The organism is Oceanobacillus sp. NCCP-135, assembly GCF_059698015.1.
Genome location: NZ_BAAKSZ010000009.1, coordinates 52,080 through 74,188, shown reverse-complemented (window position 1 = coordinate 74,188; position 22,109 = coordinate 52,080). Strand labels below are relative to the sequence as shown.

20 protein-coding genes are annotated in these 22,109 nt (G+C 35.9%); all 20 read right to left on the bottom strand.

The window, feature by feature from the left end; genetic code table 11:
• Nucleotides 1-94 precede the first annotated feature (94 nt).
• Entirely contained in the window at nucleotides 95-964 is an 870-nt protein-coding gene (gene dapA, locus AC6HVZ_RS08690; protein ID WP_497557754.1) for a 4-hydroxy-tetrahydrodipicolinate synthase, read from the bottom strand.
• A gap of 24 nt (nucleotides 965-988) precedes the next feature.
• On the bottom strand, nucleotides 989-2,242 hold the full coding sequence (gene dapG, locus AC6HVZ_RS08685; RefSeq protein ID WP_497557753.1) for an aspartate kinase: 1,254 nt from the start codon (nucleotides 2,240-2,242) through the stop codon (nucleotides 989-991).
• Between the two features lie 49 nt (nucleotides 2,243-2,291).
• Nucleotides 2,292-3,338, bottom strand: a complete 1,047-nt coding sequence (gene asd, locus AC6HVZ_RS08680) for an aspartate-semialdehyde dehydrogenase (RefSeq protein ID WP_497557752.1) — start codon at nucleotides 3,336-3,338, stop codon at nucleotides 2,292-2,294.
• A 70-nt stretch (nucleotides 3,339-3,408) separates the two neighbouring features.
• Nucleotides 3,409-3,996 carry a dipicolinate synthase subunit B gene (gene dpaB / locus AC6HVZ_RS08675; protein WP_497557751.1) on the bottom strand — a complete coding sequence of 196 codons (588 nt, stop codon included), beginning with the start codon at nucleotides 3,994-3,996 and terminating at the stop codon, nucleotides 3,409-3,411.
• Nucleotides 3,993-4,877: a dipicolinic acid synthetase subunit A gene (dpaA, locus tag AC6HVZ_RS08670; protein ID WP_497557750.1), complete on the bottom strand. Its 885-nt coding sequence runs from the start codon at nucleotides 4,875-4,877 to the stop codon at nucleotides 3,993-3,995. The genes dpaB and dpaA overlap by 4 nt, the downstream gene beginning before the upstream one ends.
• A 148-nt stretch (nucleotides 4,878-5,025) precedes the next feature.
• Nucleotides 5,026-5,268: a YlmC/YmxH family sporulation protein gene (locus tag AC6HVZ_RS08665; RefSeq protein ID WP_497557749.1), complete on the bottom strand. Its 243-nt coding sequence runs from the start codon at nucleotides 5,266-5,268 to the stop codon at nucleotides 5,026-5,028.
• 73 nt (nucleotides 5,269-5,341) lie between these two features.
• Nucleotides 5,342-6,565, bottom strand: a complete 1,224-nt coding sequence (locus tag AC6HVZ_RS08660; protein WP_497557748.1) for a M16 family metallopeptidase — start codon at nucleotides 6,563-6,565, stop codon at nucleotides 5,342-5,344.
• Between the two features lie 18 nt (nucleotides 6,566-6,583).
• On the bottom strand, nucleotides 6,584-7,528 hold the full coding sequence (locus AC6HVZ_RS08655) for a polysaccharide deacetylase family protein (RefSeq protein WP_497557747.1): 945 nt from the start codon (nucleotides 7,526-7,528) through the stop codon (nucleotides 6,584-6,586).
• A gap of 106 nt (nucleotides 7,529-7,634) precedes the next feature.
• On the bottom strand, nucleotides 7,635-9,749 hold the full coding sequence (locus AC6HVZ_RS08650; protein WP_497557746.1) for a polyribonucleotide nucleotidyltransferase: 2,115 nt from the start codon (nucleotides 9,747-9,749) through the stop codon (nucleotides 7,635-7,637).
• Nucleotides 9,750-10,050: 301 nt separating this feature from the next.
• Nucleotides 10,051-10,320 carry a 30S ribosomal protein S15 gene (rpsO, locus tag AC6HVZ_RS08645; protein WP_497557745.1) on the bottom strand — a complete coding sequence of 90 codons (270 nt, stop codon included), beginning with the start codon at nucleotides 10,318-10,320 and terminating at the stop codon, nucleotides 10,051-10,053.
• A 149-nt stretch (nucleotides 10,321-10,469) separates the two neighbouring features.
• Nucleotides 10,470-11,414 (bottom strand): bifunctional riboflavin kinase/FAD synthetase, encoded by a 945-nt coding sequence (locus AC6HVZ_RS08640; RefSeq protein ID WP_497557744.1) that lies wholly within the window; start codon nucleotides 11,412-11,414, stop codon nucleotides 10,470-10,472.
• Nucleotides 11,415-11,463: 49 nt separating this feature from the next.
• Nucleotides 11,464-12,360 (bottom strand): tRNA pseudouridine(55) synthase TruB, encoded by an 897-nt coding sequence (truB, locus tag AC6HVZ_RS08635; RefSeq protein ID WP_497557743.1) that lies wholly within the window; start codon nucleotides 12,358-12,360, stop codon nucleotides 11,464-11,466.
• 80 nt (nucleotides 12,361-12,440) lie between these two features.
• A complete protein-coding gene (gene rbfA, locus AC6HVZ_RS08630; protein ID WP_497557742.1) occupies nucleotides 12,441-12,782 on the bottom strand; it encodes a 30S ribosome-binding factor RbfA in 342 nt (113 codons plus the stop codon).
• Between the two features lie 45 nt (nucleotides 12,783-12,827).
• Entirely contained in the window at nucleotides 12,828-13,082 is a 255-nt protein-coding gene (locus AC6HVZ_RS08625) for a DUF503 domain-containing protein (RefSeq protein ID WP_497557798.1), read from the bottom strand.
• Nucleotides 13,083-13,101: 19 nt separating this feature from the next.
• On the bottom strand, nucleotides 13,102-15,255 hold the full coding sequence (infB, locus tag AC6HVZ_RS08620; RefSeq protein WP_497557741.1) for a translation initiation factor IF-2: 2,154 nt from the start codon (nucleotides 15,253-15,255) through the stop codon (nucleotides 13,102-13,104).
• A 20-nt stretch (nucleotides 15,256-15,275) separates the two neighbouring features.
• Entirely contained in the window at nucleotides 15,276-15,575 is a 300-nt protein-coding gene (locus AC6HVZ_RS08615; RefSeq protein WP_497557740.1) for a YlxQ family RNA-binding protein, read from the bottom strand.
• Entirely contained in the window at nucleotides 15,565-15,846 is a 282-nt protein-coding gene (gene rnpM / locus AC6HVZ_RS08610; protein ID WP_497557739.1) for an RNase P modulator RnpM, read from the bottom strand. The genes AC6HVZ_RS08615 and rnpM overlap by 11 nt, the downstream gene beginning before the upstream one ends.
• A gap of 12 nt (nucleotides 15,847-15,858) precedes the next feature.
• Nucleotides 15,859-16,959: a transcription termination factor NusA gene (gene nusA / locus AC6HVZ_RS08605; RefSeq protein ID WP_497557738.1), complete on the bottom strand. Its 1,101-nt coding sequence runs from the start codon at nucleotides 16,957-16,959 to the stop codon at nucleotides 15,859-15,861.
• A gap of 15 nt (nucleotides 16,960-16,974) precedes the next feature.
• Nucleotides 16,975-17,445 carry a ribosome maturation factor RimP gene (rimP, locus tag AC6HVZ_RS08600; protein ID WP_497557737.1) on the bottom strand — a complete coding sequence of 157 codons (471 nt, stop codon included), beginning with the start codon at nucleotides 17,443-17,445 and terminating at the stop codon, nucleotides 16,975-16,977.
• Nucleotides 17,446-17,766: 321 nt separating this feature from the next.
• A complete protein-coding gene (locus AC6HVZ_RS08595; RefSeq protein WP_497557736.1) occupies nucleotides 17,767-22,056 on the bottom strand; it encodes a PolC-type DNA polymerase III in 4,290 nt (1,429 codons plus the stop codon).
• Nucleotides 22,057-22,109: the final 53 nt, after the last annotated feature.

The following is a 22,109-nucleotide window of genomic DNA, read 5'->3' as shown; positions in this document are numbered from 1 at the left end:
TGAACACTCCTTATAAATTGATCACACTAAATATAGTATGAACGTAATGGAGCATTAACATGCGAAATTAAAAAACCGACATTTGGTCGGTTTTTTAATGATCAATTAATTCTTTTAATGTGAGTTCTTCTTGTTTAGAAAGAGGTACCAATGGCAAGCGTACACCACCTACTCCAATTCCTTTCATTTGTAAAGCCGCCTTCACAGGTGCTGGTGATGGCTGAGAAAAAAGAATTTTCATCATAGGTAATAATTTACGATGCGCTGCTGCAGCCTTTTTTACATTGCCATTTTTAAAATCTATAACCATTGCTTGAATTTCACTACCAATAATATGAGAAGCAACAGAAACAACACCCTGTGCTCCGATGGAGAGCATTGGCAATGTCAGCCCATCATCTCCACAGTAAACGCTAAAATGATCACTTGTATTTTCAATAATTTCTGTGACTTGATCAAGGTCACCGCTAGCTTCTTTTACCGAGATAATGTTTTTATGATCACTACTCAAACTGATTATAGTCTCTGCACTCATCTTAACAGCAGAACGACCCGGTATATTATATAACATTATCGGCAATGAGGTTTCTTTAGCAATAGTGGTAAAATGCTCATACATACCGCGCTGGCTTGGTTTATTATAATATGGGACAACAAGCATGATTGCATCCACACCACAATTTTCAGCTTGTTTTGTTAAAGCTATTGAGCTTTTCGTATTATTGCTGCCAGATCCAGCAATCACTGGGACTCTTTTATTAACAACTTTAACAACATGTTTAAAAAGGGTTAGTTTTTCTTCCGTTGACAAGGTGGGTGACTCACCAGTTGTTCCTGAAAGTACAAGTCCTTCTGTTCCGTTATTCAGCAAGTATTCAACTATCATAGATGTTTTCTCAAAATCAATCGCTCCATTATGATCAAATGGAGTTACCATTGCTGTTAATACATTACCGAAGTTCATTCATTTCACCTTTCTTTAATAATTTTATGATGACATGATTTGAAAATTTGTTTGCTTTTTTATACTGCTTAATTCAAACACATCATGTAATGCATTTACTGCCAATACTAAATCTTTTTCATGTATAAGAACCCAGATTGTAGTATAGCTATCGGCAGACTGTAAAATTTGCACCTCTACATTCATTAGTGCTTGCACGATTTTAGAAGCAACGCCAGGAACCCCTGTCATACCAGCACCAACCACTGACACTTTTGCACAATTTTCAGTAATTTCAGGTTGAAAGCCTAAATTTACTAATATATTAACCGCTTTTTTTGTAAATACTTTAGGAATTGTATAGATAACTTCCGTTGGTGAAATGTTAATAAAATCAATGGAAATACCTGAATCTGCCATTGCCCTGAATACGTTTGACTGAAGGTGAAATACGTCGTCTTCCTTTGTAGGAACTTTTATTTGTGTTATCGACACGATATGTGCAATCCCGGTAATCAGCCGATCAGCAATATCTATTCCTGCTTCTGGAATAAGAGTGGAAGTTATCATCGTCCCTTTTTTATGAGATCCAGTGGACCTAACCCGAAGTGGGATTTTGGCTTGCATTGCAATTTCAACAGCACGTGGATGTATTACCTTAGCACCCTGGTATGCCAGATTACAAATTTCTGTATAGGTAACATTTTTTAATGGACGTGCAGTTTTCACTACTCTCGGATCTGCTGTCATAATACCGTCAACATCTGTAAATATCTCAATTATTTCTGCATGTAAAGCTGAACCAAGTGCAGCAGCAGTAGTATCACTGCCACCACGTCCAATTGTAGTTACTTCACCACTTTCAGTTTGCCCTTGAAATCCAGCAACAACAACAACATCATTATTTTCCAATTCTTTACTAATTCTTTTCGTTTCAACTTTCTTAATTTTAGCTTGATTGAAATCTGCTGTTGTTATAATACCTGCTTGTGCACCAGTCAGTGCTGAAGCAGTTATATGATGTTTTTTAAGTTCATTTGATAGAACAACAGCGGAAATAATTTCTCCGCATGACATTAAGAGATCAAGTTCACGATTTGAGTTATAGTTCGCTGGAAAGTCAACCATTTCGAGTAATGTATCAGTTGCATACGGATCTGATTTCCTTCCTATTGCAGATACTACAACTACTAGCTTATATCCTTTAATTAAAGCCTCTTTAATATGGTTGATAACATGCTTTCTTCTATCTTTAGATTGTACGGAAGTTCCACCAAATTTTTGAACTAATACCTGCATTGTAACACCTCTTACGTTAGTTACATTGATCGACCGTATATTCTTTTTTTTAAAGCCATTTATTTTTTATTAAGCTTTCGGCAATTTGTACTGTATTCCACGCAGCACCCTTCATAAGATTATCGGATACTACCCACATATGAAATCCTTTTTCATTATCTAAATCTTTTCTTACACGACCGACAAAAACTTCTTCTTTATTCGCAGCACTTAATGGGGTTGGATAAGTTTGAGTACTAGGATCATCCTCTAAAACAACACCCTCAGCGATTTCTAATACTTTCCACAGTTCAGCTGCTGTTATGCCCGCCTCTTCTACCTCTATATAAATACTTTCCGCATGAGAAGTAAAAAACGGTAATCGAACACATGTTGCAGCAACAGATAGGTTCGGGGCATGCAAGATTTTCTTTGTTTCATTAATCATTTTCATTTCTTCAAATGTATAGCCATTTTCTTGAAAAACGTCAATCTGTGGCAGAGCATTAAAAGCAATTGGATAGTGTTTTTTATCTCCTTTTACAGGAAGTAATTCTGCCGTCAATTCATCCCCATTTAAAAACTGCTTCGTTTGATTTTCTAATTCCAAATTAGCTTCTGCTCCTGCACCTGATACCGCTTGATATGTTGAAACAATAACTCTGCTAATGCCAAAAGCATCCTTTATTGGATTTAATGCTGCTACCATCTGAATGGTTGAACAGTTAGGGTTAGCGATAATACCTTGATGGTTTGCTAGATCTGCTTGATTAACCTCTGGTACAACCAATGGAACATCCGCGGCCATTCGATAAGCACTCGTATTATCAACTACAACAGCACCACGTTTTACCGCTTCTGGAGCAAGTTGTTTTGACACAGATCCCCCTGCAGAAAATAAAGCAATATCTATATCAGTAAAGCTATCTGGAGTTGCTTCTTCAACAGCTATTCGCTTATTTTTAAACATTATTTCTGTTCCTGCAGACCGTTTTGAAGATAATAGCTTTATCTCATTTAATGGAAAAGCTTTATCTTCAAGAATTTGCAATATTTTCTGTCCTACTGCACCTGTTGCTCCCAATATTGCAATATTGTATGTTTTGTTTTCTGTCATTTTGATAACTCCCTTCACCCTGAAAAATATTTTATTATAGTTCTTAACTTTATATTTTATCACAATTTATTTAATTATAGGGAATTATTATAGGTTGAAGTTGTTCATGCTTTAGTGCAGCATAAACTGTATCTACCAAATAGTCCAAATTAGCTACTAACGAATTGGGTTTTTTATATGGATTATCTTGACCATACGGAATGAAATAAATATATTTACTTGCCATTAAACGCATTAAATTAACCCCATTTAATCCAAGCGCATCATTTGTTGTTATGCCCAGGACGACAGGACTTTGATTTCTCATTGTAGATTTAGCAGCCATTAATACAGGGGAATCTGTCAATGCGTTTGCCATCTTACTTAACGAGTTTCCTGTTAAGGGGGCTATTACCATACAGTCCAATGGCTCTTTTGGACCTAATGGTTCCGCTTCCGGCATTGTTGAAATAACACGTTTTTTCGTAATTGATTCAATTTTTTCTATATGTTCTTCTGCTTTTCCAAACGTTGTATCAATGTTTCTTACCGTATAAGAAACGATCGGAATTACTTCAGCCTTTTCAGCCATTAGTTTCTCAATTTGTGGATAAACCTGGCTATACGTATGATGTGAACCTGTTAGACCAAAACCAATTCTTTTACCTTCAAGGTTCATTTTACTCCACCTTCTTCCTGCAATAATTGCTTTATTACATCGGCCAATATCTTTCCAGCTGTTTTTGGTGCAACGATACCTGGTAAGCTCTTTGCCAGTATAGCTTTTATTCCACGTTGCTCAGCATATTTAAAATCGGTTCCACCAGGATGTGAAGCAAGATCAAATATTAATGCATGTGGAGGTAACTGTTGGATTGTCTTTTTATCAATAACCATGGCAGGAATTGTGTTTATTAATAAATCACATTTATCCGTAGATTTATCAAGCTGATCTAATGGGATAGCTGTTAAACCCATTTCTGTAATACGTGCCAAATCCTTTATATTGTTGGCACTGACAGATACCTTTGCTCCAAGTGCAGAAAACTTATTTGCTACCGTATTTCCAACTCTTCCAAAACCAGTAACGAAAACGCGGGAAGAATGAATGGTATAATCGGTATGTTCGATCGCCATCATTATTACTCCTTCTGCTGTTGGTATTGAATTATAAATAGCAACATCATCACGATCCAGTAAAGGTATTAGTGAAATATCAGCTTCTTTAGTAGCAGTATTTAAAAAATCATTTGTAATTCCAGTAAATACAAGGGACGTTTTCTTCAATCGAGTAAACCATTGCTTCGTTATTTGAATTGGCTGATCCGAAAAAACAATTTCCACATTTCCTTCTATGTCCATTCCGGTAATTGGTAGGATAATCACATCCAATTTTTCTACTTCCAGATCCTTAAATTCCATCTGTTTTAGACCTGTAAATCCTTGTTCCAATTTACTATATCCTGTAAGTACGATAGTTGTGTCAGGTAATCCTTGCAACTGCCGAATTAACTCAAGATAGCGACCGTCTCCACCTATAACAGCTATTAATCGACTCATTCTTGTATATACCTCCAGACATACTCCTAATGTTATTTCTTTATAGCTTATGTGTTTGTAGACCGATAGTGATAATGTTTTAAAAAAACAAAATAAAAAGGCTAGTATCTCGAAAAAATGATACTAGCCTGACTTTGCTAAAAAAATATTATTCAAATTGATCTGTTTCCACCATGATCATATCTTCACCAATCTTTTTTATAGCACTCCAGCGGATTTTAGTTTCTTCTCCCTCTTTTTTTAGCCCAAACCATTTGTAATTTGGGATAATAAATGCTTCAATCTGTCCTGTTTTTTCATTAATTTCCAAATCTGTTTGGCCTAGTATTCCTAATCTTGAGCCTTGGTTGACATTTACAATTTCTTTTCCACTTATCTCTTTATAGCGCATTGATTACCCTCCATTATTAATAGGTAATACATATATATGCAGAAAAAAACTAACCTATGTTATTCCACATAAGTTAGTTAATCATTTTAGGTGCGATTAGAGCTTGAGCAGCTGATTGTTTAAATATAGTTTCAATTACTTTTTGAATCGATGCATGACTAACCTCATCAATTTCATGAATCATTTCATCTAATGTACGATGACGCTGCAACAGCAATTCATTTTTACCATTGCGGCTCATTCTGCTATTTGTACTTTCAAGGCTCAACACTAAATTACCTTTAAGCTGTTCTTTGCTATTTTTTAGTTCTTTATCTGTTAGTCCATTGCTGATCAATTTATCAACCGTCTTACTGATTGTATCTTTTAATAATGGGAGCTGTTTTTTACCGGTTCCGGCATAAATGGTTAGTAATCCATTATCCAGAAAGGATGAATGATAAGAAAAAACCGAATATGCTAATCCTTGTTTTTCCCTGACGTCCTGAAAGAGTCTTGAACTCATACTTCCACCAAGAACATTATTCATTATAACTAGGCTGTAAATATCTTCATGACCTATTTCCAAACCATCATAGCCTAAACATAAATGTGCTTGCTCTGTATCTTTGTCACGTTCGATATTATTTGCTAAAAATGTTGGTTTCATTATCGTTGCACGTTCAAAATCAGATTGATACGAACCAAAGTAAGTTTCAATTTTATCAATAAAGGATTCTTCCACATTCCCAGCTACCGACACCACAACATTTTTCGGTGTATAACGCTCTTCTATATAATTTCTTAAAGCTTCGGGTTTAAATGCTTGTAATTGCTCTTCTGTTCCCAGAATTGGATATCCTAATGGATGTTCACCATATGAAGCCCTTGCCAACAAGTCATGAACAATATCATCTGGAGTATCTTCATACATTTTTATTTCTTCAAATACTACTTTCTTCTCTCGTTCCATCTCTTCCTCATCAAATGATGAATTAAAAAACATATCCGCTAAAATTTCTAAAGCATACTCTTTGTGTGTATCTAGGATCTTTGCATAAAAACAAGTGTATTCTTTAGAGGTAAAAGCGTTTACTTGACCACCAATGGAGTCAAATGCCTCAGCAATATCCTGTGCTGATCTTGTATTTGTACCTTTAAAAAACATATGCTCAAGAAAATGTGAAATACCATTATTTTGCTCTGTTTCATTTCTTGATCCAGTTAGTACCCATATACCGATTGTAACTGAGCGAACTGCTGGAATTTTTTCTAATACTATTCGAAGTCCGTTCTTACTCGTATGTTTTTCAATCAATTTAAATCCTCCTACGTGTTATCTTTCTTCACTTAATAATGTTTCAATGGTGCTTATTTTATATCCTTGATCTTTAATAGTTTTAATTAAAGCTTCAAGGTTATTAGCGATCGAAGAAGTTGGATGCATTAATACGGTAGCACCTGGATGGATTTTACTATTTACTCGGTTTATCATAACAGATACAGTAGGATTCTTCCAATCAATTGTATCAACTGTCCATAAAATTGTTTCCATATTTAATTGGTGTGCTGCATTAACAACTTGATTATTAAAGCTCCCACTAGGTGGTGCGAACCATTCAGGTTTTTTTCCTGTTATCGCTTCGATTATTTCATTTGTTTGACTGATCTGTTCCATAATATTCTGATTAGATATTCTAGCCATATCAGGATGATTATACGCATGATTTCCAATTATATGATCTTGTTCATCAATCATTTTAACAAGTTCAGAATTATCTCTTGCCCACCTGCCTTCAATAAAAAACGTTGCTTTTATTTTATTATCTTTTAATATATTTAATATATCCGGTATGTATTCTTTTCCCCAGGAAACATTAATTAAGAATGCAACCATATCTTTTTCAGGATGTCCTCGATATATCGGTGAAGCGGGTAAGTCTTTTATCGATATCTCCGGAGATTTCTGTTCATACACAAGCAGCGCTTCATTATACTTACCTTCTTCCTTCATCTTTTCATATGATTTATCCAAATTTACTGATAGACCATTTCTCCCTGGTGTTTTTTTCCAAACATCGTCAATATATGCATTTTGCGGAGGTTCAGTCAAATCTATACTTTTATTTTGAATTTCTTTATATAATACATTTTCAGTTTTAGTTGCTTGTATTAAGGTGTTTGCTTCCTTCATAACAAACGGATTATATTCAAAATTAAATGCTAATCCAACTATAATCATAAACACACATAAATTAACAACACCTCGAAAGCGATACATACAAATCCCCCCTTGTTCATTCATATGAACATATGGGACAAGGTATGATTTTATTATCTTGAAAAGCAATAAAAAAAGAAACTGGTTATCCAGCTTCTCTTACTTCTTATGACTTAGCTTTTTCCTGTCTTTCCCTTTCTTCTTTCAGAACTGCTTTACGGGAAAGATTCACACGTCCCTGGTGATCAACTTCTTTAACTTTTACCATTATTTCATCACCAATCGATACAACATCTTCCACTTTGTTCGTACGTTCCTCAGCAAGCTCGGAAATGTGAACAAGACCATCTTTACCTTTAAATAATTCAACAAAGGCGCCGAATTTCTCAATTCGTTTTACTTTTCCTAAATACAATTGACCAACTTCAACTTCCCTAACAAGATCTTCAATAATCGTTTTAGCTTTTTCATTCATAACTGCATCTGTTGATGAAATAAATACATTTCCATCCTGCTCTATATCTATTTTTACTCCCGTATCATCAATGATTTGATTAATCTGTTTACCACTTGGCCCAATGACATCTCGGATTTTATCTGGATTTATTTTCATTGTTAAGATTTTAGGAGCGTATTCAGAAAGCTCGATTTTAGGTTCTTTAATTGTTGCAAGCATAGACTCAAGAATGTGCATACGTCCTTTTTTAGCCTGGCTTAACGCTTCTTCCAAAATTTCTTTTGAAAGTCCTTCGATTTTAATATCCATTTGTAATGCAGTAACACCCTCTGCTGTTCCCGCTACCTTAAAGTCCATATCACCAAGTGCATCTTCCATTCCTTGAATATCAGTTAGAATTGTATAATCATCTCCGGATTTAACCAGACCCATTGCAATACCTGCAACCGGGGCTTTAATAGGTACACCTGCAGCCATCATTGCCAGCGTACTTGCACAGATACTTGCCTGTGAGGTGGACCCGTTTGATTCTAATACTTCGGAAACCAGTCGGATTGTATATGGAAAAACTTTTTCGGATGGGATCACTTTTTCAAGTGCACGTTCCCCAAGTGCTCCATGTCCAATTTCTCTGCGTCCAGGACCTCTAATTGGCCCCGTCTCGCCAACACTATATTGCGGGAAGTTATAATGATGCATAAATCGTTTTGATTCTTCTAAATCTAAACCATCTAAAATCTGCACATCACCAAGGGCTCCAAGTGTACATATGCTGAGCGCCTGGGTTTGTCCTCTCGTAAACAATCCAGAACCATGAGTTCTAGGAAGGATATTAATTCGCGACGATAACGGGCGAATTTCTTCCGGTTTACGACCATCTGGACGTACCTTTTCTTTTGTAATTAGGCGTCGTACTTCCTCTTTAATCATTTTATCTAACAAAGACTTCACTTGTTTGATAACTTCTGCCGCTTCTTCCTCATAACCCTCTAATACCTCATTTATTACATTATTAATTGCATCTTCTCTTGCTTGCTTCTCTTTTACTTGAATTGCTGCAACAAGTTTTCCTTTTGCTTCTGCTTCAATTTTCTGAGTTAATTCATCTTCTAGCTCAAATAATTGAACAGGTAACTTTTCAACTCCTACCGCTTGCACAATTTCCTCTTGAAAAGCTACAAGCCGCTTGATTTCTTCATGACCAAACATGATAGCTTCAAGCATGACATCTTCAGGTACCTCATTCGCCTCAGCCTCAACCATATTTATAGCATCCTTCGTACCTGCTACAGTAAGTTCAATATCACTTGCTTCCATCTGTTCAATTGTAGGGTTGATTACAAATTCCCCATCCACTCGTCCAACATTCACACCTGCGATTGGTTCAGCAAATGGAATATCCGAAACGCTAAGTGCGATGGATGAGCCTATCATTGCCGCAATCTCTGACGGACAATCCTGATCGACGCTCATTACCGTACTGATTACTTGCACTTCATTCCTGAATCCATCAGGGAATAGAGGACGAATAGGCCGGTCAATTAACCGTGAAGATAAAATAGCTTTTTCACTTGGTCTTCCTTCACGTTTGATGAACCCTCCTGGTATTTTTCCAACAGCATATAAACGTTCTTCATAGTTCACAGTCAATGGAAAGAATGGTAAATCCTTTGGGTCTTTTGAAGCTGTGGCTACTGACAATACAGATGTATCACCATAATGAATCATACAAGCCCCATTCGCTTGCTTTGCTAATTCGCCTATTTCGACAGTAAATTTTTTACCAGAAATTTCAGTGGAGAATATTTGTTTTTCTTCTGTCATTAGATATAGTACTCCTTTCAATAGAACATTCTATCTTTCATTTTATAGTTTATATCGATAAATGTAAATTTTATGTAGGTAAAAAAAGCTAAAAAGAAGCTATTTAAAAAAATAAGGCAAAATTACTCTTTGAATTTTCGTTCGTTTGCATCTCTTTTCATGGATTTACTGCATCCATAAAATAAGCTGGAATCCTATTATTCAAACCCAAGCTATCCCCCGAGCTTTCTCGATTCTTTATCACCTTTTGAACAGAACGATAATTATAAAAAAAGCAGGATTGCTCCTGCTTTTTGAATAATTATCGGCGTAAGCCAAGTTTTTTAATTAATTCACGATAGCGGGTAACATCTTTATTACGAAGGTAGTTAAGTAAATTACGACGTTTACCAACCATTTTCAAAAGACCGCGACGTGAATGGTGGTCTTTTTTATGAACACGTAAATGTTCGTTTAACGTTGTGATCTCTTCAGTAAGTACAGCAATTTGTACTTCTGGAGAACCAGTGTCAGTGCCATGAACTTTGTATTCGCTAATAATTTCATTTTTACGTTCTTGTGTGATAGCCATCCTGGTTCACCTCCTATGATTATGTCTTAGCCCCAACCCCCTAGCAAACGTCGGAGTTACGATTTGCCAAGCGATGGTTTTACGTTATTTATCGTACATCTTTTTAGTAAAAAATGCAAGTGAAATCTCAGGTTCATCGACGGTAAACACTAATTCAGAAAATAATTGCGTATGTTTCTTTCATCATCAGCGATTTTTTTTATTAGGGCATCGGCACTATCAAATTTCTCTTCCTTCCGAATATATTTATGCCATTCAACAAGAAGCTCTTCACCATATAAATCATTATTATAATCAAAAATATTTACTTCTACTGATAAATCTTTTCGATCTTCGGTAAAGGTTGGGTTTGTACCAATATTAGCCATCCCCTCATATACTTCATTCTTATAATGTACTTTTACTGCATAAATTCCAGATCTGGGCAATAACGCATCAGGGTTTACCTGTAAATTTGCTGTCGGGTAGCCGAGTTCTCTACCTCGCTGCGCGCCTTTTATAACAATACCATTAATTGCGAAAGGTCTTCCAAGCAATATGTTAGCCTCTTCGATTTTTCCTAATTTAAAGAACTCTCTAATTTTTGTAGAGCTTATTTTCTCCTTATTCAATGTCACCTTATCGATTGCAATATGTGTGAATAAACCATTTGCATGGTCTTCTATATTATTCATGTTCCCTTTTCCCTTATGCCCGTATGAGTAATCAAACCCCGCTACAAGATGCTTTATATTTAATCCTATAATAAAATGATTAATAAATTCCTGTGGAGACAATAAGGATAATTCTTTATTAAATTTTATAATATATAATCGATCAACAGCTAGCTTCTGCAGTAGTTCTTTTTTTTCACGCATTGGTGTAATATATTGCACATGTTGTGTATCTTTTTTCAAAACAACGGATGGATGCGGATGAAATGTAATTACCGCACTTTCCATATTTTTATTTTTTGCCGCTTTAACAGCCGCGCCAATTACTTCCTGATGACCTTTATGTATACCATCAAAAAAACCTATGGCACATGCTGTTTTTGGTAATTCTTCCACATCTAATGTGTGTGGATATGTTAGCTCAATCGTTCTCAAATTCATTCACCTACACTTTTTTCTCTAGTTCTTTCTCTTAAGGGAAACCGTTTTACTAAGCATTAAAAACACGAACAGGCTTAATTTGTTCTGCCTTTTCTGGATGTATTTGATAAATCGCTAGTAATTTCTGACCATGCATAATAACAAATGGATCTGTTGTTATACTTTGTTCAGGCTTCAAAAGCTTTTGACCATGAAGAACTCTTTTTTTCATTTCATCATCGACAAATAATTTATCTAAGTGGTCTAAACCGGCAGTAATTGGCAATAACAACCGATTTTGTTGATTTGATTTTTCTCTCTCTTCTATAGTAGCAAAAGTTACTGTATTTTGCTTATTAAATGCCGCAGTTTCTGTACGAATTAGATTGGACATATGTGCTGGATACCCTAACTGTTCTCCGATATCAACACAAAGCGTACGAATATATGTACCTTTAGAGCAAACGATTTTCATACAAAAAGAATTATTGTCTTTATTATTTGTAGGTAATTTTTTAATATCATGTATGATTACTTTTCTTTCTGGTCGTTCAATATATTCATTTGCTCTTGCATATTCATACAATTTCTTCCCGTTCACTTTTACGGCAGAATACATTGGAGGAATTTGTGTAATAGTTCCTGCAAAAGCACTTAGCACCTTTTCTATTTCTTCATTGGTAGGCGGATCAATTACTTCTTTTTCCTCAAGTGTATTCCCTTGGCTATCTTCCGTATCTGTACTTTTACCAAGTGTTACTTCCGCAATATAAGTTTTTTTTGTATCTGTTAAAAAGGGCACAATCTTTGTAGCTTGCCCAATACATATCAGAAGGACACCTTCAACTTCCGGGTCAAGGGTACCAGTATGACCTACTTTTTTGGTTTTAAAAAGTCTACGTATTTTCATAACACAATCATGTGATGTCAATCCTTTTGGCTTCCATAATGGTAATATACCATTCATATTTTCTGCCTCCATTATGATTTAGTACATGGAAAAAATCTGACTTGCTATCGTGAACAAGTCAGATTATTATTCTTTCATTATTCGTTTAAATCACGAAGAATAGTTTCAATACGATTACCATATTCATATGCTTCATCAAATTCAAAAGTTAATTCTGGAGTCTTCCGCAAACGGATACGTGAGCCAATTTCCGAGCGGATAAATCCTTTTGCTTTTGACAGCCCTAAAAGTGTATCCTTTTTTTGCTGATCATCACCTAAAACAGATATAAATACTTTTGCTTGCTGCAGATCACCTGTCACTTCTACATCTGTTATTGTAACAAAACCCACTCTAGGATCTTTTATTTTACGGGCCAGGATTTCTCCTAATTCTTTCTTCATTTGCTCTGCTACTCTATTTGCACGTAGTTCAGCCAATTTATTCACCTCATTAGTGGAAGCTTCTACCTTTTATATTTGAGCTTATAAACGATCTACATTTGTAATTGTGCGTTCAAGCTCCGGATATCCATCGATTATTCGTATAACTTCCTGTATTACCTGTTCTGCATGATTTCGTTCAGTTGAAATCGTAACAATACCTATTTTGGTCCGCTGCCATAAGTTATGATAATCGAGTTCTGTAATTGCTACATTAAAATCATTGCGCAGTTTAGCCATTAAACGCTTGATTACAGACCTTTTTTGCTTTAGTGAATGCCCACATACAACATACATTCTACTTCTGCATAGATAATCATTTACGTTCAATTTCCTCCATCACAAATGCTTCCATAACATCTCCTTCTTTAATATCATTGAAGTTTTTAACAGTAATCCCACATTCATAGTTCTGTGCTACTTCTTTTACATCGTCCTTAAAACGTTTTAATGCATCTATTTCTCCCTCGAATAGAACAATCCCATCACGAATCAGTCTTATTCCGGAATCTCTTGTAATTTTACCGTCTGTCACATAGCTTCCAGCAATTGTACCGATTTTAGAGACTTTAAATATTTCCCGTACTTCTACTTGACCAATAACTTTCTCTTCATATTCAGGGTCAAGCAATCCTTTCATTGCAGCTTCAATTTCCTCAATTGCTTTATATATAACGCGATGCAGTCGGACATCTACTTTTTCAGATTCTGCAGCTTTTTTAGCATTAACATCTGGTCGAACATTAAAACCGATTACTACCGCATTTGATGCAGAGGCTAAAATAATATCTGATTCCGTTATTGCACCAACTCCAGTGTGAATGATTTTGATATTCACACCTTCTACTTCAATTTTCTGCAATGATCCAGCAAGTGCTTCAGCAGAACCCTGTACATCTGCTTTGAGAACGATATTAAGTTCCTTCATTTCGCCTTGTTTGATTTGTTCGAACAAGTCATCCAAGCTAACCTTTGACTGTTCACTGCGACTTTCAACAATATATTTTTGTTGACGAGTTTCCCCGATTTGACGGGCTTTTTTCTCATCAGCAAATACTAAGAATTGATCTCCTGCCTGTGGAACCTCATTTAGACCGGTTATTTCCACTGGCGTCGATGGTCCTGCTTCATTCACACGCTGACCAATATCACTAACCATAGCACGGACACGTCCATAGGTATTTCCAATTACAAGAGAGTCTCCAACATGTAAAGTTCCATTTTGAACAAGTAATGTCGCTACAGATCCTCGTCCTTTATCAAGCTGTGCATCAATAACCGTACCAAAAGCATTTGCCTTAGGGTTCGCTTTTAGTTCTTCAACTTCTGCCACTAAAAGTATCATTTCTAATAAATCGTCAATACCTTCCCGTTTAATTGCTGATAGGTTAACAAAAATCGTGTTACCGCCCCAATCTTCAGGAATAAGCTCATATTCTGTTAATTCCTGCATTACTCGATCTGGATTGGCTGCTTCCTTATCCATTTTGTTAACTGCTACAATAATAGGAACCTCTGCAGCTTTGGCGTGATTGATTGCTTCAACAGTTTGAGGCATTACACCATCATCAGCTGCTACCACCAATATCGCTAAATCAGTTACTTGAGCTCCACGGGAACGCATGCTTGTAAAAGCTGCGTGTCCTGGTGTATCAAGGAATGTGATTTTTTTTCCTTTATTCTCTACTTGGTATGCACCGATATGCTGCGTAATTCCCCCTGCTTCTCCCGCTGTAACCTTTGTATGACGTATCGAATCCAGAAGTGTCGTTTTACCATGGTCAACGTGACCCATAATCGTTACTACAGCAGGTCTTTCAATTAAGTCAGTTTCATTTTCCTCTTCAATATACTTATCAAAATCTGTATCTTCCAATATAATTTCCTTTTCTACTTCCACATCAAACTCTTCACATAATAACTCTATTGCATCATCATCAAGATCCTGGTTTTTTGTTGCCATTACACCAAGGAACATGAGCTTTTTAATAATTTCTGCTGCTTCTTTATTAAGTTTCTCTGCAAGTTCACTAACAGTAAGTGTCCCGTTGTACGTAATATGTTTTGGTGTCTCTTTTATTACTGCTTTTTGATTATTCACTTGTCTATTTCCTTTTCCTTTTTTGCCTTTTGGCTTTCTATTTTGAAAACTATTATTTCTGTTAGATTGTTTATTTTGATTTGCTTGTTTATTCGGGTTGTTTTTGGGCTTTCCCTTATTTTCCTGATTATTCATTTTATTATTCATGGATTTCTTAGATGTATTCAATGAAGTTTCTTGTTTAGCAGGTTGTTTTGTATGATTACTTGACTTAGCATTAAACCTGGCATCCAATTTTGATTTTGTTTCTGTTGATATGGTTGACATGTGATTAGAAACTTCAACCTTTAATTCTTTTAAATAGTTTAGTACATTTTTACTAGACGTATTATTTTGTTTTGCATATTCATATACACGTATTTTACTCATACGTTCACCCCCGAATTTAATTACCCGAGTAACGATTTAATCTTAGCAGCAAATCCTGCATCTAAAATAGCAATAGCTACCCTTTGGGATTTTCCAATTGCATGTGATAATGTTTCCCGTTCATCTACTATTTCAAATGGTACTTCATAGTATTTACATTTATCTGTAAGTCTTTTTTTCGTTTGTGGTCCAATATCACTAGCTAACAATATTAATTTTGCCTTCTTTTGCCTAATATCCTTCAAAATTGTTTCTTCACCTATCGAACATTTCCTTGCTCTGTATGCAAGTCCGACCATATTCAAATAGTTATTTTCCATTTTCTATACCATGTACCTGCTGTTTTAGCTCTTCATAAATGCTTGAGTCCACCTCGGCATTTAAATGCCTGCCCAACACATTCGATTTCTCAGCTTTTGCGATAACATCCATATCACGCGATAGATACGCACCTCGGCCATTTTTCTTCCCTGTCGGATCAACAAAAACCTGTCCTTCTTTGTTTCTGACTATGCGGATTAATTCTTTTTTGGGTTTCGATTCATTTGTTACTATACATTTTCTTTCAGGTATCTTTCTTTTTTGAACCATCGTGGTCCCTCCTTATTCAAACAAATCTTCTACATCATTGTCAGAATAATTATCTTCTTCTATGTGAAGAAGACCTTGTTCTTTTGCTTCTGATTCACTTTTAATATCAATTTTCCATCCAGTTAATTTAGCGGCAAGTCTTGCATTTTGCCCCCGTTTTCCAATAGCTAGTGATAATTGATAGTCAGGAACAATTACAGTAGTGGCTTTTTCGTCTTCATTTACTATCACATCAACTACTTTTGAAGGACTTAATGCATTTGAAACATACACTACTGGATTCTCTGACCACTCTACAACATCTATTTTTTCACCTTTTAGTTCATTAACAATCGTTTGAACCCGTTGGCCTTTTTGCCCAACACATGAACCAACCGGATCGATATCAGGGTCAGCAGCATAAACAGATACTTTGGATCGGTCTCCTGCTTCCCTTGCAACAGATTTAATCTCAACAATTCCATCATATATTTCAGGTACTTCCATCTCAAATAACCGCTTTAGAAGCCCAGGATGAGATCTCGAAATATAAATTTGCGGCCCTTTGCTCGTATTTTCCACTTTTGTAACAAATACTTTTAATCGATCATGGACATGATATTCTTCAGTGGGCATCTGTTCCGGCTCAGCCAGTTTAGCTTCAATTCTACCAAGATTGACATAAACAAATCTTGGATCCTTACGCTGAATAATTCCTGTCATCACATCTTCCTCACGGTCAGCGTATTCACTAAAAATAACTCCGCGTTCCGCTTCTCTTACACGCTGTGTAACAACCTGTTTTGCCGCTTGCGCTGCAATACGCCCAAAGTCTTTGGGGGTTACCTCCACTTCAATCACGTCTTCAAGCTGATAATTCGGATCTATTTCCTTAGCTTCATCTATGGACAATTCCTGTTGTTTATCTTCCACTTCCTCTACAACAGTTTTCCTTGAAAAGACACCCATTTTACCTGTTTCTTCATTCAATTCAACACGGACATTTGTTGCAGATTTAAAATTCTTCTTATATGCGGATATTAAAGCTGCTTCCAATGCTTCCATAAGAACATCTTTATTAATACCTTTTTCTTTAGCTAAATAATCAATCGCATCAAACAACTGACTGCTCACTTTTCTTTTCCCCCTTTAGAACATTACAGCAAGTCTAGCTTTTGCTATCTTGTCATATGGAATTTCCACTTGTTTTTTTCGAGTTTTCACTTTGTACTCTATAGTAAGCATCGTATTCGTAAACTCTTTTAAGATACCTTGAAATTCTTTTTCACCTTCAATTGGTTCATACAATTTGATAAACACATTTTTGTTCACGTTTCTTGCAAAATCGTCTATTGTTTTTAAAGGACGCTCAACACCTGGTGATGATACTTCCAGAAAATAGGCTTCCTTGATGGGATCCATTCTATCAAGTTTTTCACTTAGTTCTTCTGAAACTTCACCACATTCTGCAATATCAACGCCATCTTCTTTGTCAATATAAACACGCAGAAACCAATTTTTTCCTTCTTTTACATATTCAATATCGACCAATTCCAAGTCTTTATCTTCTAAAATAGGTTGAACTAATTCCTCCGTTGTTTTAATTACTTGAGAACTCAACATTCATCCTCCTTTATTCAGTTGTATAAGTTACACGACATCCTTATTATGAACAATCATACCGATTTTCATTTGGATTCTTCTCATAAATCAATATAAAACCCCTGCCTGAAAGACGTGGCAAGGGGAAGTTTATCACTGGAAGTAAATTAGAAGTATGAAGAAAGAGTGGGCATTCACCCACTCTTTAAACCGTTCGTATCATTGCTTACCAAAAAAATTATATCATAAGAATATAAGTGACGCAAGGTCTACCGATTTATTCTTATTATATCCGCAATCTGTATCATTTAATCTAAATCGAATACATTACTTTTCTGATTAAAACAATGATAACTGATTTTGCTCTGCCATTCCCTCTAAACACCCGTGATTATCAAGATATTCCAAAACCGTTTTTGAGATTTTGCTTCGTTCACGCAGATCTTCTTTCGATAGGAATTCTCCTTTTTCACGAGCTTTAACAATATTAATCGCTGCATTTGTACCAAGTCCATCAACTGCGTTAAATGGGGGAATTAGCGAATTTCCATTCACAATAAACTCTGTTGCACTTGATTTATATAAATCAACTTTATTAAATGAAAATCCTCGCTCACACATTTCCAGGGAGATTTCCAATACAGTTAACAAATTCTTTTCTTTAGGGGAAGCATCATTTCCTTTTATCGTAATACTATCAATGCGCTGATTTATAGCTTGTGAACCTTGAATCATCGTATCCAGTTCAAAGTCATCTGCCCGTACAGTAAAATAAGCAGCATAGAAAAGTATTGGGTGATGTACTTTGAAATAGGCAATGCGGACTGCCATTAATACATATGCAGCAGCATGGGCTTTCGGAAACATATATTTGATCTTTTTACAAGATTCAATATACCAGTCCGGTACACCGTATTTCTTCATTTCATAAATCCATTCATCCTGCAGTCCTTTTCCTTTACGAACAAACTCCATTATTTTGAAGGCTAACGATGCATCTAAGCCTTTATGCATTAAGTAAACCATAATATCATCACGACAACCAATAACGTCAGGCAGTTCACAGATTCCATCATTTATTAATTCCTGCGCATTTCCTAACCACACATCTGTACCATGGGACAGACCGGATATAATAACAAGTTCTGCAAACGTACTCGGTTTTGTATCTTCAAGCATTTGCCTAACAAATTTTGTTCCAAATTCAGGTACACCTAATGTTCCGGTTTTACAATTAATCTGTTCCGAAGTAACTCCAAGTGACTCCGGTCCGGAAAATATTTTCATTACATCCGGATCATCTGTAGGAATTGTTTTTGGATCAATCCCACTTAAATCCTGAAGCATACGAATCACTGTTGGATCATCATGTCCGAGTATATCAAGCTTCAGTAAATTAGCATCAATGGAATGAAAGTCAAAATGTGTCGTTTTCCATTCGCTTTTACGATCATCTGCCGGAAATTGAATGGGGGTAAAATCATAGATTTCTTTATCATCTGGTACAACAATAATTCCACCCGGATGCTGCCCTGTTGTTCTTTTTACTCCGGTACATCCCTGTACTAGACGTTCAACCTCAGCATTTTTATACACAAGCTGTTTATCTGATGCATAACCTTTAACATATCCATACGCTGTTTTTTCCGCTATTGTACCAATAGTACCTGCACGATATACATTGTCTTCACCAAATAGTTCCTTCGTATAATTATGTGCTCTTGGCTGATAATCCCCAGAGAAATTCAAATCAATATCAGGCACCTTGTCACCTTTAAAGCCTAAGAAAGTCTCAAAAGGAATATCCTGGCCATCTTTGGTTAGTGGCAGATTACAATTCGGGCAATTTTTATCAGGCAAATCAAAACCACTTCCAACTGATCCATCTGTAATAAATTCATGGTGATGACATTCTGAACAAACATAATGTGGTGGAAGTGGATTAACCTCTGTAATCTCTGTCATTGTTGCAACTAAGGAAGAACCTACAGAACCACGAGAACCAACGAGATATCCATCATCCAGTGATTTTTTTACCAACTTATGTGAAATTAAATAAATCACAGCAAAGCCATGTCCAATTATACTAGCCAATTCTTTCTCCAAACGGTCAACAACTATTTGCGGAACTTCCTCTCCATAAATAGCTTTTGCTCGATTATAGCAAAGATCACGCATTTCCTGCTCAGCACCTTCGATCGTTGGTGTGAATAACCCATCTTTAACAGGGGAAATGTCTTCGATTGATTCAGCTAAAGCATTTGTATTTGTAACAACTATTTCCTTAGCTTTCTCTTCTCCTAGAAAACGAAAGCATTCCAGCATTTCATTTGTTGTCCTAAACGGTGTATCAGGTAATGTCTGACGGTTTAGCGGATTCCCAGCCTGTGAAGCAATCAGTATTTGTCTATACAATTTATCATGTTCATCAATGTAATGAACATTGCCAGTTGCTACAACTCTTTTATCCATCCTCTTTCCGAGCTCTGTCAGTTTTGTAATAATATCTAGTAATTGAGCTTCATTTTGAACAAGATCTTTATCTATTAAATGTACATAATTAGCAGGTGGCTGCACTTCAATATAATCATAAAATTCAGCAACACTTTCAGCCTCTTCTGCTGATTTTTGCATCATTGTTTCAAAGACTTCTCCTTTATCACATGCAGAGCCGACGAGAATACCTTCCCGCATTTTTTGCAACAGTGAGCGCGGTATCCGTGGAACCCGGTAAAAATAATCAATATGTGCTCGAGACACCAATTTGTATATATTTTTTAAGCCTTCGTCGTTTTTAGCAAGTAATATACAATGATATGGGCGTGAGCGCTGGTATGCATTTCCCTCACCCATATGATTATTCAACTGATGATGATTTCTAATATTTTTTTTCAAAAGCCCTTGTACTAATTTCCACAGCAAATAGCCGGTAGCCTCCGCATCATAAATTGCTCGGTGATGCTGTGTTAATTCAATGTCTAAATACTTACATAACGTATTTAAACGATGGTTTTTTAGTTCTGGATACAAGAATCTTGCAAGCTCTAATGTATCGATTACCGGATTTTTCACTTTTTCATAGTCTATTCTATTAAACCCTTGATTTAAAAATCCAATATCAAAACTGGCATTATGAGCTACTAGCACACTGTCTTCCATCCAGTCGTAAAAATCTTTTAGAACATCATCAATTTCTGGTGCATCCCGAACCATATCATCTGTAATTCCAGTAAGATCAGTAGTTGTTTGCGATAATGGATGATGTGGATTAGCAAATGATTCGAATCGATCAATAACTTCACCCTGGTGAATTTTTACACCTGCAAGCTCGATGATCGTATCATAAACTGCAGAAAGACCTGTTGTTTCCACATCGAATACTACATAGGTTCCTGTTTCCAAATTGACATCATGTTCGTTGTAAGCAATCGGTACACCATCATCAACCAGATTTGCTTCCACCCCATATAACACTTTAATCCCATTATTTTGTGCTGCAGCATGTGCTTCCGGAAATCCTTGAACTCCAGCATGGTCTGTAATAGCTACAGCTTTATGTCCCCATTTTGCCGCCTGCTTGACTAGGTTTGATGGTGAAATAACAGCATCCAGCTGACTCATCGTTGTATGTGCATGAAGTTCAACTCTTTTCTCTTCTTCTGCAGCCTTATCAAGACGTGTTTCAACTTTTATCTCTTGGATGTCATTAGCCATCATCGCTAATTCATTTGTATACATGTCTGTTTGTATACTACCTCTTGCTTTAATCCACATTCCTTTTTCTACAGATTTAAATTTCTCTGCATCCTCGTCACCTTTGGAAAACATTTTAATTTGCAAGGAATCTGTATAATCTGTTGCTTTTGCGATTAAGAGACTTCTGCCTGAGCGCAGTTCGCGAATTTCTGATGAAAAAATATATCCCTGAACAGTCACACGGCGCTCTTCTTCCTGGATTTCTTCCATTTGAAGTGCTTCATCCTGTATTTTATAGCCAAGCATTACTGGTTTGTTGTTATCATGTATTTTCTCTTTATCCCGGATCTCTTTTTCTTTAACAGTTTTTAAGACGATTTGCTTGTCTTCCAATGCTTTTTGTTCTTTGAATTTTTGCATATCTACTGGTTCAGATTTCACTTCTATATCAAGGGTATACGATAATGTACCTACCTTTTTACAATACTGCCTGAAGTTATCTTCTAAACGTTTTTTTAATGCGCTAGCTTCTGCACTGTTTCTCGCAGTTAACATAATAATATTATTATTAACTCGGGGTGTTTGATTATGAACTAAATCTTTATATGCAGGAGACAGATTGTGTAATGACTGTATGAAACTTTTCCAATACCCGCAAATTGTTTCCTCATCACATACCTTATCATCAGCCTCAATGGTTAATTCTATTTTTGCAACATTCTGAAATGAGTCATTAAGTTTGGAGATAAAAAGCTGATAAATGTTGATCGGAAGAATTCTTTTTACATTAACATAAAAATGCCAAGTCTTGGTTTTCTTATACACTTCAAGCTTTTCCAGATAGCTATCCTTAAAATGATTTTCAATATATTCTTCCGGCATTTGAAGCTGTTTTAATAATAAATTCATCTTTTCTATTTTTGATATATCCATAGGTACCCCTCCTGCCTAAAGCTCGCAATTTAACTATAATAATGGAAACCCTT

Excerpts from the sequence above, each read along its gene's own strand:
- dapA (WP_497557754.1), bottom strand. The coding sequence starts at position 964 with ATGAACTTCGGTAATGTATTAACAGCAATGGTAACTCCATTTGATCAT.
- dapG (WP_497557753.1), bottom strand. The coding sequence starts at position 2,242 with ATGCAGGTATTAGTTCAAAAATTTGGTGGAACTTCCGTACAATCTAAA.
- asd (WP_497557752.1), bottom strand. The coding sequence starts at position 3,338 with ATGACAGAAAACAAAACATACAATATTGCAATATTGGGAGCAACAGGT.
- dpaB (WP_497557751.1), bottom strand. The coding sequence starts at position 3,996 with ATGAACCTTGAAGGTAAAAGAATTGGTTTTGGTCTAACAGGTTCACAT.
- dpaA (WP_497557750.1), bottom strand. The coding sequence starts at position 4,877 with ATGAGTCGATTAATAGCTGTTATAGGTGGAGACGGTCGCTATCTTGAG.
- AC6HVZ_RS08665 (WP_497557749.1), bottom strand. The coding sequence starts at position 5,268 with ATGCGCTATAAAGAGATAAGTGGAAAAGAAATTGTAAATGTCAACCAA.
- AC6HVZ_RS08655 (WP_497557747.1), bottom strand. The coding sequence starts at position 7,528 with ATGTATCGCTTTCGAGGTGTTGTTAATTTATGTGTGTTTATGATTATA.
- AC6HVZ_RS08650 (WP_497557746.1), bottom strand. The coding sequence starts at position 9,749 with ATGACAGAAGAAAAACAAATATTCTCCACTGAAATTTCTGGTAAAAAA.
- rpsO (WP_497557745.1), bottom strand. The coding sequence starts at position 10,320 with ATGGCTATCACACAAGAACGTAAAAATGAAATTATTAGCGAATACAAA.
- AC6HVZ_RS08640 (WP_497557744.1), bottom strand. The coding sequence starts at position 11,414 with ATGAATTTGAGAACGATTGAGCTAACATATCCACACACATTAGATGTG.
- truB (WP_497557743.1), bottom strand. The coding sequence starts at position 12,360 with ATGAATGGTATATTACCATTATGGAAGCCAAAAGGATTGACATCACAT.
- AC6HVZ_RS08625 (WP_497557798.1), bottom strand. The coding sequence starts at position 13,082 with ATGTATGTTGTATGTGGGCATTCACTAAAGCAAAAAAGGTCTGTAATC.
- infB (WP_497557741.1), bottom strand. The coding sequence starts at position 15,255 with ATGAGTAAAATACGTGTATATGAATATGCAAAACAAAATAATACGTCT.
- AC6HVZ_RS08615 (WP_497557740.1), bottom strand. The coding sequence starts at position 15,575 with ATGGAAAATAACTATTTGAATATGGTCGGACTTGCATACAGAGCAAGG.
- rnpM (WP_497557739.1), bottom strand. The coding sequence starts at position 15,846 with ATGGTTCAAAAAAGAAAGATACCTGAAAGAAAATGTATAGTAACAAAT.
- AC6HVZ_RS08595 (WP_497557736.1), bottom strand. The coding sequence starts at position 22,056 with ATGGATATATCAAAAATAGAAAAGATGAATTTATTATTAAAACAGCTT.